Genomic DNA, 16,044 nt, shown 5'->3' on the forward strand with positions numbered 1-16,044 from the left:
CGACGTCAGAAGGTGCGGACAACAGTGTTTACCGACGACGCGGGCAAGGGCGGCATTTCCGCCGGGGGCCCCGGGAACAGTGAAAATTCAGCGAGGCGGACGGGCGGCGATCTCGTCCAGCTCATCACTCCGGCGGGTGAGCGCATCAGTCATCCGGAGTTCGATGCCTGGCTCCAGGACGTCAGTGACGAGCAGCTTGGCTCGCTCTATGAGGACATGGTGGTCATCCGGCGGATCGATGCCGAGGCCACGGCCCTCCAGCGGCAGGGCGAACTCGCCCTCTGGCCGCCGCTGCTCGGCCAGGAAGCATCCCAGATCGGCTCGGCCCGCGCGCTGCGCGAGGACGACTTTGTCTTCCCCAGCTACCGCGACAACGGTGTCGCCTACTGCCGGGGAGTGAAGCCGGAGGACCTGGTCCGCGCCTGGCGGGGCAACGCGTCCGCCGGCTGGGACCCGTTCACGGTCAACGTCGCCACCCAGCAGATCATCATCGGCGCGCAGAGCCTGCACGCCACCGGCTATGCCATGGGCATCCAGAACGACGGCGCCGACGCCGTCGCGGTGGCCTATTTCGGCGACGGCGCCACGAGCGAGGGCGACGTGAACGAGGCCATGGTCTTCGCTGCGAGCTTCCAGGCGCCGGTGGTCTTCTTCTGCCAGAACAACCACTGGGCCATTTCGGAACCCGTCCGGCTGCAGTCCCATATTCAGCTTGCGGACCGGGCCTCCGGCTTCGGCATCCCCAGCATGCGGGTGGACGGAAACGACGTCCTCGCCGTCATGGCAGCCACCCGCATCGCGCTGGACCGTGCGCGGCACGGCGGCGGACCCACCTTCATCGAGGCTGTCACCTACCGGATGGGCCCGCACACGACGGCGGATGATCCCACCCGCTACCGGGATGCCAACGAGCTTGAGGACTGGGCCGCCAAGGACCCGATCAGCCGGCTGAAAGCGCTGCTGGAGCGCAAGGGACTGCTGACCGCGGACTTTGAGGCCGCCGTCGCAGCTCAAGCCGACGCGGTGGCCAAAGATCTGCGGGCCGGAACCATCAACATGCCCGAGCCGCAGCCGCTGGACATCTTCAAGCACGTCTACAGCACGCCCAACTCCTGGCTGGACCGCCAGCAGGACCACTACTCCCGCTACCTGGCTTCCTTCGGCGATCCCGCAGAAGCCGCTTCTGAAGAAGGTGCACGCTGATGACGCAGATGACCTTTGCCCGAGCCATCAATTCGGGCCTGCGCAAGTCCCTCGAAAACGATCCCAAGGTAATCCTGATGGGGGAGGACATCGGCGCCCTCGGCGGCGTGTTCCGCGTCACCGACGGACTGCAGAAAGACTTCGGCACGCACCGCGTCGTGGACACGCCGCTGGCCGAATCCGGCATCATGGGCACCGCCGTCGGCCTGGCCTACCGCGGCTACCGGCCGGTGGTGGAGATCCAGTTCGACGGATTCATCTACCCCGCGTTCGACCAGATCGTCAGCCAGGTCGCCAAGATGCACTACCGCACCCAGGGCGCGGTCAAGATGCCCATCACCATCCGCGTCCCGTTCGGCGGCGGCATCGGCTCCCCGGAACACCACTCCGAATCGCCCGAGGCCTACTTCACCCACACCTCGGGGCTGCGCGTCATCAGCGTCTCCAACCCCCAGGACGCCTACACGATGATCCAGCAGGCCATCGCCTCCGACGATCCCGTCCTGTACTTCGAGCCCAAGCGGCGCTACCACGACAAGGGCGAGGTGGACGAGTCCAGCGACCTCGCCGCCGCCTTGTCGATGGAAAAGGCCCGAGTGGTCACCGAGGGCAAGGACGTCACCCTCGTGGCGTACGGCCCGCTCGTCAAGACCGCCCGGGACGCCGCCCTCGCCGCGGCGGACGAAGGCGTGTCGGTTGAAGTCATCGACCTCCGGTCACTGGCCCCGCTGGACTTCGTGACCCTGGAGGCCTCGGTCCGCAAGACCGGCCGTCTGGTCATCACGCACGAGGCCGGCCAGTCCGGCGGACTCGGCGCCGAGGTTGCCGCGAGCATCACCGAACGCTGCTTCTACCACCTCGAAGCCGCCCCCGTCCGGGTGACCGGCTTCGACGTTCCGTACCCGTACTCCAAGCTGGAAATGCACCACCTGCCGGGCCTCGACAGGATTCTCGACGGCGTCGACCGTGCCCTGGGCCGCCCCAACTCCCTCAGCGGGCTGGAAGGATGAGCGCCACCATGATCAAGGAATTCAGGCTGCCGGACCTCGGCGAAGGACTGACCGAATCGGAAATCGTGGCCTGGAAGGTCGCCGTCGGGGACACCGTGACCCTCAACCAGATCATCGCCGAGGTGGAGACGGCCAAGGCCGTCGTCGAACTGCCCTCGCCGTTCGCCGGCGTGGTGGCGGCCCTGCACGAGCAGGCCGGCACCGTCGTCGAAGTCGGCAAGCCAATTGTCTCTTTTGAGATTGAGGGCGACGACGGCGGAGCCGCACCCGAGGCTGGATCCGGCAAGCGCGAGCCGAACCTGGTCGGCTACGGCGCCGTCCTGGAAGCCTCCGGCCGGCCCGCACGCCGCGCCCGCACGTTCGCGGCCCCGGCGGGGGCGCCGGTCCTCGCTGCCGAGCCCGTGACGCCAGTCCGTGCTGCCGAGCCCGTGACGCCGGTCCGTGCTGCCGAGCCGGCTGACATCAAGCCTGCCGTAACGGCTCCGGGCGAGCGTCCGCGGTCCACTCCGCCGGTGCGCAAGCTGGCCAGGGATCTCGGCGTCGACCTCGAAGCCGTGACCGGCACGGGGGAACACGGGCTCATCACCCGGGACGATGTCCGGAACTTCGTCGGCGGCGGGGACCTGCCGGTGGCAGCGCAAGGACTTGGGGTCCGGGAGCCCGCCGGTGCGCCGGTGCAGGCGACCGGGCCGGCCCAGGACCGGGGCGAGCGGGAGACCCGCACCCCGATCAAGGGCGTGCGCAAGTTTACGGCCGCGGCCATGGTGGCCAGCGCCTTCACCGCACCACACGTCACGGAGTTCCTGACCATCGACGTCACCCCCACGATGGAGCTGCTGGCACGGCTGAAGGCCAGCCGCGCCTTCGCCGGCTACAAGCTCACACCGCTCACGCTGGTGTCCAAGGCCGTGCTGATCGCGCTGCGGAACCACCCGACGCTCAACGCCCGGTGGGACGAGGCCAACCAGGAGATCGTCCAGTTCAACTACGTGAACCTGGGCATCGCGGCGGCGACCCCGCGCGGGCTCACCGTCCCGAACATCAAGGACGCGGACCGAATGTCCCTCCTGGAAATCTCCACCGCACTGACGGAACTGACGGACACGGCCCGGGCGGGCAAGACCAGCCCCGAGGCCCTTTCCGGCGGCACGATCTCCATCACGAACATCGGAGTCTTCGGCATCGACGCCGGCACGCCCATCCTGAACCCGGGCGAGGCCGCCATCCTGGCCCTGGGCGCGGTCCGGAAGATGCCGTGGGAGTTCCAGGACGAGGTCGCACTGCGCCAGGTCATGACGCTCAGCCTCTCCTTCGACCACCGTCTGGTCGACGGCGAACAGGGCTCGCGGTTCCTCCAGGACCTCGGAACCATGCTGGCCGATCCGGGCATGGTCCTGGCGATGGTCTAGCCGCGGTCGTTTCTTAGGCCACTAAACAACAACGCTGCCGGCCGCTCCTTTGTTGGAGCGGCCGGCAGCGTTGTTGTGCGCCGGGTTCAGGGCCAGGTCAGCCGAGCGGTTCCGGAAAGGCCGGGGCCATCAGGGCCGCCAGCGCCATGCTTTGCAGCAGCGGCCTGGCGCGCCTGACTCCCATCAGGCGCCCCGGGCTGCGCACCGAGTGCGGGGTGGAGTTGATCAGTCCAAAGGTGGCATGAGCCCGCATCCGCAGCTCGGAGACCTCCGTGCCCTCATGCAGCCCGGCCAGCACCTCCACCCAGAGCTCAACGTAGTTGCGCTGGAGCGTACGTACCTCGGCCTGATCCTCCTCGGCAAGGTTGCTGAAGTCCTGGTCCTGGACCCGGATGACGTCGGGATTGCTCAGGGCAAAGTCAACATGAAACGCCACCAGGCCGCCCAGCGCCGCCGGTGCGCCGTCGGCCTCGGCAACCACACGGCGGCCGCCGTCGAGCAGGTTCTTGCTGACGCTGAGCAGCAGCGCGCCGAGGACCGCCTGCTTGCCCGCGAAATGGCGGTAGACCGCCGGCCCGCTGACGCCGGCCGCGGCCCCGAGGTCCTCCAGGGAGACGCGGTTGAATCCCTCCAGCGCGAAGAGAGCGGCGGCGGCGGACAGGAGGGCCTGCCGCCGGTTCGCCTTGGCCTGGCTCCGCTGGGTTGATGGGGCTGGGGTTGATGGGGCTGGGGCTGGGGCTGGGGTTGAGGCGGCCTGGGTAGACGGAAGCTGGCTGGTCTGGCTGGGCTCGGTCACCGGCGCATCCCCTCATTGCAGATGGTCCCTGTGTTGGACATCACAGTTAATAGAGACTAACCTAAATCTCAGTTATACGGTACTAACCGAAATAGCCGGGCGGCCCCAGCCGCCGGCCCGGCACGCAGGTCAGGGAACGGAATCAGTCAATGGAGACAATCGCCAGCCGGGTCGACGCAACCAGCGCCGCCTATGCCGCGAACCGCGAGGCCCAGCTGGGCCTGGCCGGCGAGCTGAAGGAACGGCTCGCCGCCGCCGCGCTGGGCGGCCCGGTCAAGTCGCGCGAACGCCATGTCGCCCGCGGCAAGCTCCTGCCGCGCGAGCGCATCGACCGGCTGCTCGACGACGGCAGCCCCTTCCTGGAAATCGCCCCGCTGGCTGCGGACGGGATGTACGACGGCGACTCGCCCGGTGCCGGCGTCATTGCCGGGATCGGCCTGGTGCACGGCCGGCAGGTCCTGGTCATCTCCAACGACGCCACCGTCAAGGGCGGCACCTACTATCCGATGACCGTGAAGAAGCACCTCCGGGCGCAGGAAATCGCGCTGGAAAACCGGCTGCCCTGCGTCTACCTCGTGGACTCCGGCGGCGCCTTCCTGCCCAAACAGGACGAGGTCTTCCCGGACAAGGAGCACTTCGGCCGGATCTTCTTCAACCAGGCCAAGATGTCCGCGGCCCGCATCCCGCAGATCGCCTCCGTCATGGGCTCCTGCACCGCCGGCGGCGCTTACGTCCCCGCGATGAGCGACGAGACCGTGATTGTCCGGAACCAGGGCACCATCTTCCTGGGCGGCCCGCCCCTGGTGAAGGCCGCGATCGGCGAGATCGTCACGGCGGAGGAGCTTGGCGGCGGCGACGTGCACTCCAAGATCTCCGGGGTTACCGACCACCTGGCCGAGAACGATGAGCATGCCCTCCAGATCGTCCGGGACATCGTCTCCACCCTGCCGCGGCCGGCCGCCCCTGCCTGGGACGTCGACGCCGTCATCGAGCCCGTGGCCGATCCGGACGAGCTCTACGGCGCCGTCCCCACGGATGTGAACGCCCAGTACGACGTCCGGGAGGTCATCGCCCGGCTGGTCGACGGCAGCCGGTTCCACGAGTTCAAGAAGAATTACGGCACCACCCTGGTCACCGGCTTCGCGAAGCTGCACGGCCACCCGGTGGGGATCGTGGCCAACAACGGCGTGCTGTTCAGCGAGTCCTCGCTCAAGGGCGCCCACTTCATCGAGCTGTGCGACCAGCGCGGCATCCCGCTGATCTTCCTGCAGAACCTCTCCGGCTTCATGGTCGGCAAGGACTACGAGCAGGGCGGCATCGCCAAGAACGGCGCCAAGATGGTCACCGCCGTCGCCACGGCCCGCGTGCCCAAACTGACCGTGGTGATCGGCGGATCGTTCGGCGCCGGGAACTATTCGATGTGCGGGCGGGCCTACTCGCCGCGCTTCCTGTGGATGTGGCCGGCCAGCCGGATCTCGGTGATGGGCGGCAACCAGGCCTCCAGTGTCCTCGCCACGGTCAAGCGGGACCAGTACGAGGCCCGCGGCGAGGAATGGTCCGCCGCGGATGAGGAAGCGTTCAAGGCGCCCATCAAGGCCCAGTACGAGGACCAGGGCAGCCCCTACTACTCCACGGCCCGCCTCTGGGACGACGGCGTGATCGACCCCGCGGACACCCGCACCGTCCTGGGACTGGCGCTCGACGTCGTCTCCCGCACCCCGCTGCCGGAGACCTCCTTCGGCCTGTTCCGGATGTGAGCCAGCCATGAATCTTTCTTCGCCGACCACCTCTTCGCCGACCACACCGTCAGTGACCGCCCCTCCAACCATTCCCGCAGCCGGCACCCCTCTGTTCGGGACCGTCCTGGTTGCCAACCGGGGCGAGATCGCCTGCCGTGTCATCCGCACCCTGCGCGCCCTCGGCATCCGCTCGGTCGCCGTGTATTCCGACGCCGACGCCGGCGCCCGGCACGTGCGGGAGGCCGACGTCGCCGTCCGGATCGGCCCGGCCGCCGCCGCCGAGAGCTACCTGAAGATCGAGGCCATCATCCAGGCCTGCCGCGACACCGGCGCCGAGGCCGTGCACCCCGGCTACGGCTTCCTCAGCGAGAACGTCGACTTCGCCCGCGCCCTGGAAAAGGCCGGCATCACGTTCATCGGCCCGGGGGTGGAATCCCTGAACGTCATGGGGGACAAGATCCGGTCCAAGAACCACGTCACCGGCTACGGCGTCCCGGTGGTCCCGGGCATTGCCGAACCCGGGATGACCGACCAGCAGCTCATCGCGGCGGCGCCCGGCGTCGGCTTCCCGCTGCTGATCAAGCCCTCCGCCGGCGGCGGCGGGAAAGGCATGCACATCGTCGAACGGGCCGAGGACCTCGAAGCCACCCTGGCCACCGCGCGCCGGGTGGCGGCGAGTGCCTTCGGCGACGACACCCTGTTCCTCGAACGGCTCGTCACCACGCCGCGGCACATCGAGGTCCAGGTCCTGGCCGACAATCACGGCAACGTCATCCACCTGGGCGAGCGCGAGTGCTCCCTGCAGCGCCGCCACCAGAAGGTGATCGAGGAAGCCCCGTCCCCGCTGCTGGAATCGCTGCCCGACGCCGCCGAAATCCGGGCCCGCCTCGGCGAAGCCGCCTGCAACGCCGCGCGCAGCGTCAACTACTCCGGCGCCGGCACCGTGGAATTCCTGGTCTCCGACAACGCCCCGGACGAGTTCTTCTTCATGGAAATGAACACCCGCCTGCAGGTCGAACACCCCGTCACCGAGATGGTCACCGGCATCGACCTCGTCGAATGGCAGGTCCGGATCGCGGCCGGCGAAGAACTCACCGTGGCCCAGGACGGCGTCGCCCTAACCGGGCATTCGGTGGAGGCACGCGTCTACGCCGAAATCCCGGAGAAGAACTTCCTGCCCTCCGGCGGCGAGGTGGTGATCCTGGACGAGCGGGGCGCGATCTTCACCGCGTTGGACGACCTCGATTCCCCGGCGCCGCCGGCCTCGGCCGACCCGGACATCCGCATCGATTCCTCGCTGGTCCAAGGACTCGAGATCTCCAGCGACTATGACCCTATGGTCTCCAAGGTCATTGCCTGGGGAAAAGACCGCCCTGCGGCGCTGGACAAACTCGACACGGCGCTCGCGCGCTACACGGCGTTGGGGATCGACACCAACGTTGAATACCTGCGGTTGCTGATCAACGACGCCGACGTCCGCGCGGGCCGGCTCGACACCGGCCTGATCGAACGGAAGATGCCGGACTTCTCCTTCCGCCGTGCCGGGGACGCCGAGCTCATCGCCGCGGCGATGCCGTTCTGGGTCCTGGCCGAGGGGCCGGCCACCGTGGGACCGCCGTGGAACACGACCCGGGGCTGGCGCCTGGGCGCGCCCGCGCCGTGGACGATGAGCTTCGGCACCCCCGGTGGCGGGATCGCCGCCGTGGCCGTGACCTGGCTGAGCAACGCGGAACTCGGGTGTGCCAAGGTCAGGGTCAACGGCGGTCCGGAGCATCTGGTCGAGGTGATCGGACTTGGGCCCGACAACGTGTTCCTGGAGATCGACGGCGAGGAGCAGCGGTTCGCCCACGGCGCCGTCTGGGAAGACTACCCGCCGGAGGGGAACCCGCAGTATGTCCATGTCGGCAACGGCGGCTGGTCCTGCCGGCTCGAGCCCCTCGACCGGGAAACCCGGCTGGCCCGGGTGCTGGCCGCCATCGAGCGCGAAGAGGGCGCCGCGGATCCGGCCGTGCGCTCGCCCATGCCCGGCACCGTGGTATCGGTGTCCGTCAGTAACGGCGATGCCGTCACGGCCGGCCAGGTCCTGCTCTCCGTCGAAGCGATGAAGATGGAACACCAGCTCGTGGCGCCGCTGGACGGGACCGTGCACATCAGCATCACCTCCGGCGACCTCGTCAAGGCGGACCAGGTGCTGGCCACGATCCACCCGGCCGTCCCGGCCGAACCCTCGAAAGCCGAGGACACCATCGAGGAAGCAGTCATCGCGATGGGCGCGGCCGAATGACCCCGCCGTAGAAACCTTTGCCGACACCCCTTATCAACAGACCGCAGAAGTACTTCAGACACAGGAGTCACCCCCATGCCAGATTTTGAACTCAGCGAGGAATACCAGGACCTCAGCAACACCGTCCGGGAGTTTGCCGACCTAGTGGTGGCCCCGGTATCCGCCAAGCACGACGAAGAGCACAGCTTCCCCTACGAAGTGGTCTCCCAGATGGCGGACATGGGCCTGTTCGGCCTGCCCTTCCCGGAAGAGTTCGGCGGCATGGGCGGGGACTACTTCGCCCTCGCCCTGGCCCTGGAACAGCTTGGCCGGGTGGACCAGTCCGTCGCCATCACCCTCGAGGCCGGCGTCTCCCTGGGCGCCATGCCGATCCACCGCTTCGGCAACGCCGCCCAAAAGGAGGAATGGCTGCCGCTACTGGCCTCCGGAAAGGCGCTCGCCGGCTTCGGCCTGACCGAACCGGAAGCCGGCTCCGACGCCGGCGGCACCAAGACCACCGCGAAGTTGGGCGGAGGGGAGTGGGTCATCAACGGCAACAAGGAATTCATCACCAACTCCGGCACCGACATCACCAAGCTGGTCACCGTCACGGCGGTCACCGGCCAGACCGAGCGCCCGGACGGCAGCATCAAGAAGGAAATCTCGACCATTCTGGTGCCCACCAACACCCCGGGCTTCACGGCCGAAAAGGCGTACAACAAGGTCGGCTGGAATGCCTCGGACACCCACCCGCTGACCCTCAACAACGTCCACGTCCCCGAGGAAAACCTGCTGGGCACGCAGGGCCGCGGCTACGCGAACTTCCTGTCCATCCTCGATGAGGGCCGGATCGCGATCGCCGCCCTGGCCGTCGGTGCGGCCCAGGGCTGCGTGGACCAGTCGGTGAAATACGCCAAGGAACGCAGCGCCTTCGGGCAGAACATCGGCAAGTACCAGGCCATCGCGTTCAAGATCGCGCGCATGGAAGCCCGCGCCCACACGGCCCGGCTGGCGTACTACGATGCCGCGGCCCGGATGCTTGCCGGCAAGCCGTTCAAGACGCAGGCGGCCATCGCTAAGATGGTCGCAGGCGAGGCAGCCATGGACAACGCGCGGGACGCCACCCAGGTGTTCGGCGGCTATGGCTTCATCAACGAATTCACCGTGGCGCGCCACTACCGCGACTCCAAGATCCTTGAGGTCGGCGAGGGCACCACGGAGGTCCAGCTGATGCTGATCGCCCGCGAACTGGGTCTCTGACCCGCCCGCTGGCAGCAACCGTCGAGGGAAGGATCACCGATGATCAACAAAGTTGTTGCCAGCGCTGCGGAGGCCGTGGCAGACATCCACGACGGCGCCTCCCTCGCCGTGGGCGGGTTCGGGCTGTGCGGCATCCCCGTGGCCCTCATTGAGGCCCTGCACCAGGGCGGCGCCACGGACCTGGAGACCGTCAGTAACAACTGCGGCGTGGACGATTGGGGTCTCGGGATCCTGCTCAAGGACGGCCGGATCCGGCGCACCATCAGCTCCTACGTCGGGGAGAACAAGGAGTTCGCACGGCAGTATCTGGCCGGCGAGCTGGAGGTGGTCCTCACCCCGCAGGGCACGCTGGCGGAGAAACTGCGCGCCGGCGGCGCCGGCATTCCTGCCTTCTATACCCCGGCCGGCGTCGGAACCCAGGTGTCCGACGGCGGGCTGCCGCAGAAGTACGACGCCGGGGGCGGCGTCGCGATCGCCTCGGCACCCAAGGAAGTCCGCAGCTTCCGCGGCGCGGACTACGTGCTGGAGGAATCGCTGACCCCGGACTTCGGCCTCGTCCATGCCTGGAAGGGCGACCGGCACGGCAACCTCGTGTTCCACGCCACGGCCATGAACTTCAACCCGTTGTGCGCGATGGCCGGGAAGATCACCATCGCCGAGGTCGAGGAACTCGTGGAGCCGGGGGAGCTGGACCCGGAGCACATCCACGTCCCGGGAATCTTCGTCCAGCGGGTGGTGCTGGCCCCGCATGGAGAGAAGCGCATTGAAAAGCGGACGGTTGCTGTGTCCGGCAGGTCCCAGGCAGCAGAGCAGGCAGGAGCATAGCCGTGGAAACGAACAACGCTCAGGGCGCCCCGCCCCGCCCCGAAGCAGTCCGCCACGAGTACCGGCCCGCCGCCGTCGTGCACCCTGCCGGCATTGAGGACAAGGGCTGGACGCGCAACGAACTGGCCGCCCGGGTGGCGCAGGAGCTGAAGAACGGGCAGTACGTCAACCTGGGCATCGGGATGCCCACGCTGATCCCCAATTACATCCCCGCCGGGGTGGAGGTGGTGCTGCACTCCGAGAACGGCATCCTCGGCGTCGGACCGTACCCGGCGGACGAGCAGGTGGATCCGGACCTGATCAACGCGGGCAAGGAAACCGTCACCGTCAACAAGGGTGCCGCGTTCTTCGACTCCGCCGCCTCCTTCGGCATGATCCGGGGCGGCCACGTCGACGTCGCCGTGCTCGGCGCCATGGAGGTGGCCGCCAACGGCGACCTCGCCAACTGGATGATCCCCGGGAAGATGGTCAAGGGCATGGGCGGCGCCATGGACCTGGTCTTTGGCGCCAAGAGGGTGATCGTGATGATGGATCACGTGGACCGGAACGGCAGGCCGAAAATCGTGGACACCTGCACGCTGCCGCTGACCGGCAAAGGCTGCGTGGACCGGATCATCACCGACCTCGCCGTGATCGACGTCGTGACGGAGGGCGGCCGGTCCCGGCTGGTGCTGCGCGAACTGGCGCCGAACGTCTCCGTGGAGGACGTCGTAGCGGCCACCGGAGCCGAACTCTTTGAGGAAGACCAGGAACTGACCGTATGAGCGATGCAGACACGACTTCACCGGCCGCCGGCACCGGCAGCCCGCGGGTGATTGAACAGCGCGGCCTCTATTTCGAGGAGCTGGAGGAGGGCGTGGTCTACGCCCACCGGCCCGGCCGAACAGTCACGGAGACGGACAACGTGCTGTTCACCACCATGACCATGAACACCCAGGCCCTGCACCTCGACGCGGCCTGGAGCGCCGGGCAGCCGTTCGGGCAGCGGCTGGTGAATTCGATGTTCACCCTGGCCACCCTGGTGGGCCAGTCCGTGCCGCAACTGACGCAGGGCACCATCATCGCCCAGCTGGGCCTGACGGATGTGTCCTTCCCGCGCCCGCTGTACCACGGGGACACCTTGTACACGGAAACCGTGGTGACCGGGAAGCGGCTGTCCGCATCCCGCCCGGGCCAGGGGGTCGTGACCATGCAGCACACCGGCCGCAACCAGCACGGCGACGTCGTGGCGCTCGCCGCCCGCAGCTGCCTGATGTGGACACGCGAGGCCCACGCGGCTGCCGAGCTGGAAGCGGCCGAAAAGGGGAGAATAGAGACATGACTTTCCTGATGGGTCCCGCCCTGCTGTTCTGCCCCGCCGACCGCCCTGAGCGGTACCAGAAAGCGTCGGAGCGCGCCGACACCGTGATCGTGGACCTCGAGGACGCAGTCGCCCCGGCCGACAAACAGCGGGCCCGCGGCGCCATCCTCGCCCAGCTCGGCGCCACCGGCGACGTCCCGGAGCTGGATCCGAGCCGCACCATCATCCGGGTCAACCCGGCAGGCACGGACGAGTTCGAGAAGGACCTGCACTGCCTCAAGCACACGCCCTACCGGCACATCATGCTGGCCAAGGCCGAGAACGCCGGCCAGCTCAAGGAGCTGGAGGGCTACAGCGTGATCGCCCTCTGCGAGACCGCTGCCGGCGTCCTCAACGCCGCCGCCATCGCCGCCGAACCCAACGTGGTGGCCCTGATGTGGGGTGCGGAGGACCTGCTGGCGTCCCTCGGCGGGACCTCCAGCCGGACCGAGAACGGCGACTACCGCGCCGTCGCGCTGCACGCCCGCTCCAGCGTGCTCCTGGCGGCCGGCGCCTTCGGCAAGGACGCGATCGACGCCGTCTACGTCAACATCCCGGACCTGGACGGGCTGGCACTCGAGGCCCGCGACGCCGTGGCATCCGGGTTCTCCGCCAAAGCCTGCATCCATCCAGGCCAGGTGGCCGTGGTCCGGGAGGCCTACGCGCCCACGGAGGCCGACGTCGCCGCGGCCGCCGAGCTGCTAGACGCTGCCGCCGCCGCGGGCACCGGCGTGTTCGCGTTCAACGGCAAGATGATCGACGGACCCATCCTCAAGCACGCCGAGGCCACGCTGCGCCGCGCGGGGCACTAGCGCCGGGACGTTCTCGGCCGCGAGACACGTCGCTTCGCGGCTCCGAAGCGCGCCGATTCGCCACGAATGGCCGGTTGACGGGCTTCAGTCCGGCCATCTGTGGCGAACGGACGCACGCCCGGGTGCTTAGCCGCGTTCCGGGACCGGCCGCGCGGGGCACTGGCGCCGGGCCCCTCCGGGCCGCGAGGCACGTCGATTCGCGGCTCCGAAGCGCGCCGATTCGCCACGAATGGCCGGTTGACGGACTTCAGTCCGGCCATCTGTGGCGAACGGACGCACGCCCGGGTGCTTAGCCGCGTTCCGGGACCGGCCGCGCGGGGCACTGGCGCCGGGCCCCTCCGGGCCGCGACGCACGTCGATTCGCGGCTCCGAAGCGCGCCGATTCGCCACGAATGGCCGGTTGACGGGCTTCAGTCCGGCCATCTGTGGCGAACGGACGCACGCCCGGGTGCTTAGCCGCGTTCCGGGACCGGCCGCGCGGGGCACTGGCGCCGGGCCCCTCCGGGCCGCGAGGCACGTCGATTCGAGGCTCCGAAGCGACGGGCCTCGGCTCAGTCCTCGGACGGCAGGCGCGAGGGCGGGATGACGACATAGAGCGGGGTCCGGATCCAACGCTGGCCCGTCGCCCGGAACTCGGCCCGGGTGGAGAAACGGTAGTGGTAGCTTCTGGCCCGCACCCAGCGCGGCGGTTCGCCGTCGAACGGGTCATGACGCAGCAGCCGCAGCATGGGCCGATCCGCCCTCAGGAGCTTGGCCAGAAACGCGTAAAACCACTCCTCGTGGACGGTGCGCAGCGGCAGGAACCACATCAACCAGTCAAGGCGCAGATGGTACGGGGCGAATTGGCGCGGAATCCGCCGGACGTCCCCCGGCTTGCCCTTGAAGCCATACTCCCGCCAGTCCGCGCCGTCCCAGGGCTCCGCGTCGAGGGTCCCCTCCACCACGATCTCGATCCGCTGCTTCGTCACGGTGCCGAAGGCGCCGTAGGTGTTCACCAGCTGCCAGCGGTTGAACGAGGCGTTCATCAGCTGCTGGCGGGACACGAGATTCTCGATGGGCCGGTAACTCAGCACCACGAGCAGCACGGTGGCGAGCGTGACCACCACGAGCCAGGGGACCGGCGCCTGACTGCCGGCTGATGCGTCGGTTCCCGCTCCTGCGGACGTGGCGCCCCAGTCGAGCGGGATCGCCGGAATCAGAGCGTGGGCCACGGGATCGCTGACCGCCGCGAAGGCCAGGACGATCGCCATCCAGTTGAGCCAGGCGAAATTTCCGCTGGCCACCAGCCAAAGCTGCGTGAAGATGATGATCCCGGCGGCCGCGCTGGCCAGGGGTTGGGGTGCAAAGAGGAAGAACGGCACCACCAGTTGGGCGAAGTGGTTGCCCAGGACTTCGAGCCGGTGCCATGCCTTGGGGAGCAGATGGGCCTGCCGGCTCAGCGGCCCCGGCATCGGCTGGGTCTCGTGGTGGTAGTACAGGGCGGTGAGGTCCCGCCACTCCTGCCCGCCGCGGATCTTGATCAGGCCGGCGCCGAACTCCAGACGGAACACCAGCCAGACCAGCAGGATCAGGATGGTCCTGGGCGGGGGAGTCTGATCGGAGCCGAGGAAGGCCACCGTGAACCCGGCTTCCAGCAGCAGCATCTCCCAGCCGAACCCGTAAAACGTCTGCCCGACGTTCACGACCGACATGTACAGCAGCCACAGGGTCAGGAACGCGAGCAGCGGAACCCACGGCGGCCCGAGCTGGGGAAGCCCGGCGGCGAGCGTGGCGGCAACAGCCATGCCTGCCCAGCAGACCGTCCGCAGCAGCCGGTCCGAGTAGCGCCAGCGGAACAGGCTGGGCCGGCCCAGCCTGTTGAACCCCTCGAGATATTCCGGCACGGGCAACAGGCCGCGCTCGCCGAGCAGCGCCGGGAACTGGTTGAGCGAGGAGAGGAAGGCCACGAAGTACAAGGTGGCGACGCTGCGCTGCAGCACCTGCCGTGCGAACTCGTACTCCGGCGCATCGAACCACGCGGTCCACTCCACGTTTTCCACGTTACGCCTGCGATTCGCGGCGTCAACGTGCCGGCCCCTGGCGAACCACGCGGGCGAGGCGCCGGCGCTTCGCGGCGGTGCCTCGCCCTGAACTGCCGGGACATGCCAGCCCGAGCGGAACGCGGAGGCCGGCCGCCGTGCGGGATACTGGAACCATGCAGCCGCGCAAGATCGTCCTCCTCGGGTCCACCGGTTCCATCGGCACGCAGGCGATTGACGTCGTCGACGGCGCCCCGCACCTTTTTGAGGTCGTCGCACTCAGCGCCGGCGGCGGCAACCTCGAACTCCTGGCCCGGCAAGCCGTGCATACCCGCGCCCAGGCCGTCGGCGTCGCCGCGGGGGACGCGTCCGCACTCCAGACCCTGATCGAGGACGCGGCCCGCGCCGCAGGACTCATCGGATACAGGCCGGAGCTCATCACCGGCCCGGATGCCTCCACGAGGATCGCCGAAATCAGCGCCGACGTCGTCCTCAACGGCATCACCGGTTCGATCGGGCTCGCCCCCACCCTGGCCGCCCTCGGCTCCGGCGCCACCCTGGCCCTGGCCAACAAGGAGTCCCTGATCGTGGGCGGTGCCCTGGTCAAGGCCGCGGCCCGGGAAGGGCAGATCGTTCCCGTGGATTCGGAGCATTCGGCGATTGCCCAATGCCTGCGTTCCGGCTCCGCCGCCGAAGTGGACCGGCTGATCCTGACGGCGTCGGGCGGCCCGTTCCGCGGCAGGACCCGCGAGGAACTGCGCGACGTCTCGCCCCGGGAAGCCCTGGCCCACCCCACCTGGGACATGGGCCTCATGGTCACCACCAACTCCGCAAGCCTCGTCAACAAGGGCCTGGAGGTGATCGAGGCTCACCTGCTCTTCGACATCCCGCTGGAGAGGATCGACGTCGTGGTCCACCCGCAGTCCGTGGTGCATTCCATGGTCCAGTTCGTTGACGGCTCCACGATCGCCCAGGCCTCGCCGCCGGACATGCGCCTGCCCATCGCCCTGGGCCTCGGCTGGCCGGACCGCGTGCCCGGATCCGCCCGGGCCTGCGACTGGACCAAGGCCACCAGCTGGACCTTCGAACCGCTCGACGTCGCGGCGTTCCCCGCCGTGGGCCTGGCCAAGGATGCGGCCCGGCAAGGCAGCACCTTCCCCGCGGTGTTCAACGCCGCGAACGAGGAAGCCGTGATGGCTTTCCACGCCGGGCAGATCCGGTTCACCGACATCGTCGATACCATCGAAGCTGTCCTCAGCGAACACACAGGGTCCTCCGGGCTGACGGTGGAGTCGGTATTGGATGCTGAAAGCTGGGCACGTGCCCGCACCCACGAACGTTTAGCCGTCAAAAGCGCCTAGGAAGCAGCA

13 protein-coding genes are annotated in these 16,044 nt (G+C 68.6%); 11 read left to right on the plus strand and 2 right to left on the minus strand.

Features of this window, described 5'->3' with window-relative positions:
- Nucleotides 1-24: 24 nt before the first annotated feature.
- From pdhA to C8D78_RS11685, 3 genes are read left to right on the plus strand one after another with little or no spacing between them, the layout of a single operon-like run.
- Entirely contained in the window at nucleotides 25-1,203 is a 1,179-nt protein-coding gene (gene pdhA, locus C8D78_RS11675) for a pyruvate dehydrogenase (acetyl-transferring) E1 component subunit alpha (RefSeq protein ID WP_120953844.1), read from the plus strand.
- Nucleotides 1,203-2,213, plus strand: coding sequence for an alpha-ketoacid dehydrogenase subunit beta (locus C8D78_RS11680; RefSeq protein WP_120953846.1), 1,011 nt, complete (start codon nucleotides 1,203-1,205; stop codon nucleotides 2,211-2,213). Before pdhA ends, C8D78_RS11680 begins: the two co-directional genes overlap by 1 nt.
- Nucleotides 2,210-3,622, plus strand: coding sequence for a dihydrolipoamide acetyltransferase family protein (locus C8D78_RS11685; protein ID WP_120953848.1), 1,413 nt, complete (start codon nucleotides 2,210-2,212; stop codon nucleotides 3,620-3,622). The genes C8D78_RS11680 and C8D78_RS11685 overlap by 4 nt, the downstream gene beginning before the upstream one ends.
- Before the next feature lie 97 nt (nucleotides 3,623-3,719).
- Here C8D78_RS11685 and C8D78_RS11690 read toward each other — a convergent pair whose 3' ends face one another.
- Complete coding sequence (locus C8D78_RS11690; RefSeq protein ID WP_120953850.1) at nucleotides 3,720-4,418, minus strand: SACE_7040 family transcriptional regulator; 699 nt, start codon at nucleotides 4,416-4,418, stop codon at nucleotides 3,720-3,722.
- 149 nt (nucleotides 4,419-4,567) lie between these two features.
- Here C8D78_RS11690 and C8D78_RS11695 point away from each other — a divergent pair, with 149 nt between their 5' ends.
- The 7 genes from C8D78_RS11695 to C8D78_RS11725 all read left to right on the plus strand — a co-directional run bounded on the left by C8D78_RS11695 (nucleotide 4,568) and on the right by C8D78_RS11725 (nucleotide 12,656).
- Complete coding sequence (locus tag C8D78_RS11695) at nucleotides 4,568-6,175, plus strand: carboxyl transferase domain-containing protein (RefSeq protein ID WP_120953852.1); 1,608 nt, start codon at nucleotides 4,568-4,570, stop codon at nucleotides 6,173-6,175.
- A gap of 7 nt (nucleotides 6,176-6,182) precedes the next feature.
- Nucleotides 6,183-8,441 carry an ATP-binding protein gene (locus tag C8D78_RS11700; RefSeq protein WP_120953854.1) on the plus strand — a complete coding sequence of 753 codons (2,259 nt, stop codon included), beginning with the start codon at nucleotides 6,183-6,185 and terminating at the stop codon, nucleotides 8,439-8,441.
- Nucleotides 8,442-8,516: 75 nt separating this feature from the next.
- Nucleotides 8,517-9,680: an acyl-CoA dehydrogenase family protein gene (locus tag C8D78_RS11705; RefSeq protein ID WP_120953856.1), complete on the plus strand. Its 1,164-nt coding sequence runs from the start codon at nucleotides 8,517-8,519 to the stop codon at nucleotides 9,678-9,680.
- A 39-nt stretch (nucleotides 9,681-9,719) separates the two neighbouring features.
- On the plus strand, nucleotides 9,720-10,505 hold the full coding sequence (locus C8D78_RS11710; RefSeq protein ID WP_120953858.1) for a CoA transferase subunit A: 786 nt from the start codon (nucleotides 9,720-9,722) through the stop codon (nucleotides 10,503-10,505).
- A 2-nt stretch (nucleotides 10,506-10,507) separates the two neighbouring features.
- Nucleotides 10,508-11,269: a CoA transferase subunit B gene (locus C8D78_RS11715; protein WP_120953859.1), complete on the plus strand. Its 762-nt coding sequence runs from the start codon at nucleotides 10,508-10,510 to the stop codon at nucleotides 11,267-11,269.
- Nucleotides 11,266-11,826, plus strand: a complete 561-nt coding sequence (locus C8D78_RS11720) for a MaoC family dehydratase (protein ID WP_120953861.1) — start codon at nucleotides 11,266-11,268, stop codon at nucleotides 11,824-11,826. The genes C8D78_RS11715 and C8D78_RS11720 overlap by 4 nt, the downstream gene beginning before the upstream one ends.
- On the plus strand, nucleotides 11,823-12,656 hold the full coding sequence (locus tag C8D78_RS11725) for an HpcH/HpaI aldolase/citrate lyase family protein (RefSeq protein ID WP_120953863.1): 834 nt from the start codon (nucleotides 11,823-11,825) through the stop codon (nucleotides 12,654-12,656). Before C8D78_RS11720 ends, C8D78_RS11725 begins: the two co-directional genes overlap by 4 nt.
- A 551-nt stretch (nucleotides 12,657-13,207) precedes the next feature.
- On the opposite strand, the gene C8D78_RS11730 is transcribed toward C8D78_RS11725, so the two are convergent.
- A complete protein-coding gene (locus C8D78_RS11730) occupies nucleotides 13,208-14,686 on the minus strand; it encodes a lipase maturation factor family protein (RefSeq protein ID WP_120954126.1) in 1,479 nt (492 codons plus the stop codon).
- Between the two features lie 164 nt (nucleotides 14,687-14,850).
- On the opposite strand from C8D78_RS11730, the gene dxr reads away from it, so the two are divergent.
- Complete coding sequence (gene dxr / locus C8D78_RS11735) at nucleotides 14,851-16,035, plus strand: 1-deoxy-D-xylulose-5-phosphate reductoisomerase (RefSeq protein ID WP_120953865.1); 1,185 nt, start codon at nucleotides 14,851-14,853, stop codon at nucleotides 16,033-16,035.
- Nucleotides 16,036-16,044 lie beyond the last annotated feature (9 nt).

Source organism: Arthrobacter oryzae (genome assembly GCF_003634095.1).
Taxonomy (GTDB): domain Bacteria; phylum Actinomycetota; class Actinomycetes; order Actinomycetales; family Micrococcaceae; genus Arthrobacter; species Arthrobacter oryzae.

Coding starts and splice junctions, on each gene's coding strand:
- C8D78_RS11680 (WP_120953846.1), top strand. CDS start 1,203: ATGACGCAGATGACCTTTGCCCGAGCCATCAATTCGGGCCTGCGCAAG.
- C8D78_RS11720 (WP_120953861.1), top strand. CDS start 11,266: ATGAGCGATGCAGACACGACTTCACCGGCCGCCGGCACCGGCAGCCCG.
- dxr (WP_120953865.1), top strand. CDS start 14,851: ATGCAGCCGCGCAAGATCGTCCTCCTCGGGTCCACCGGTTCCATCGGC.
- C8D78_RS11725 (WP_120953863.1), top strand. CDS start 11,823: ATGACTTTCCTGATGGGTCCCGCCCTGCTGTTCTGCCCCGCCGACCGC.
- C8D78_RS11705 (WP_120953856.1), top strand. CDS start 8,517: ATGCCAGATTTTGAACTCAGCGAGGAATACCAGGACCTCAGCAACACC.
- C8D78_RS11695 (WP_120953852.1), top strand. CDS start 4,568: ATGGAGACAATCGCCAGCCGGGTCGACGCAACCAGCGCCGCCTATGCC.
- C8D78_RS11685 (WP_120953848.1), top strand. CDS start 2,210: ATGAGCGCCACCATGATCAAGGAATTCAGGCTGCCGGACCTCGGCGAA.
- C8D78_RS11700 (WP_120953854.1), top strand. CDS start 6,183: ATGAATCTTTCTTCGCCGACCACCTCTTCGCCGACCACACCGTCAGTG.
- C8D78_RS11710 (WP_120953858.1), top strand. CDS start 9,720: ATGATCAACAAAGTTGTTGCCAGCGCTGCGGAGGCCGTGGCAGACATC.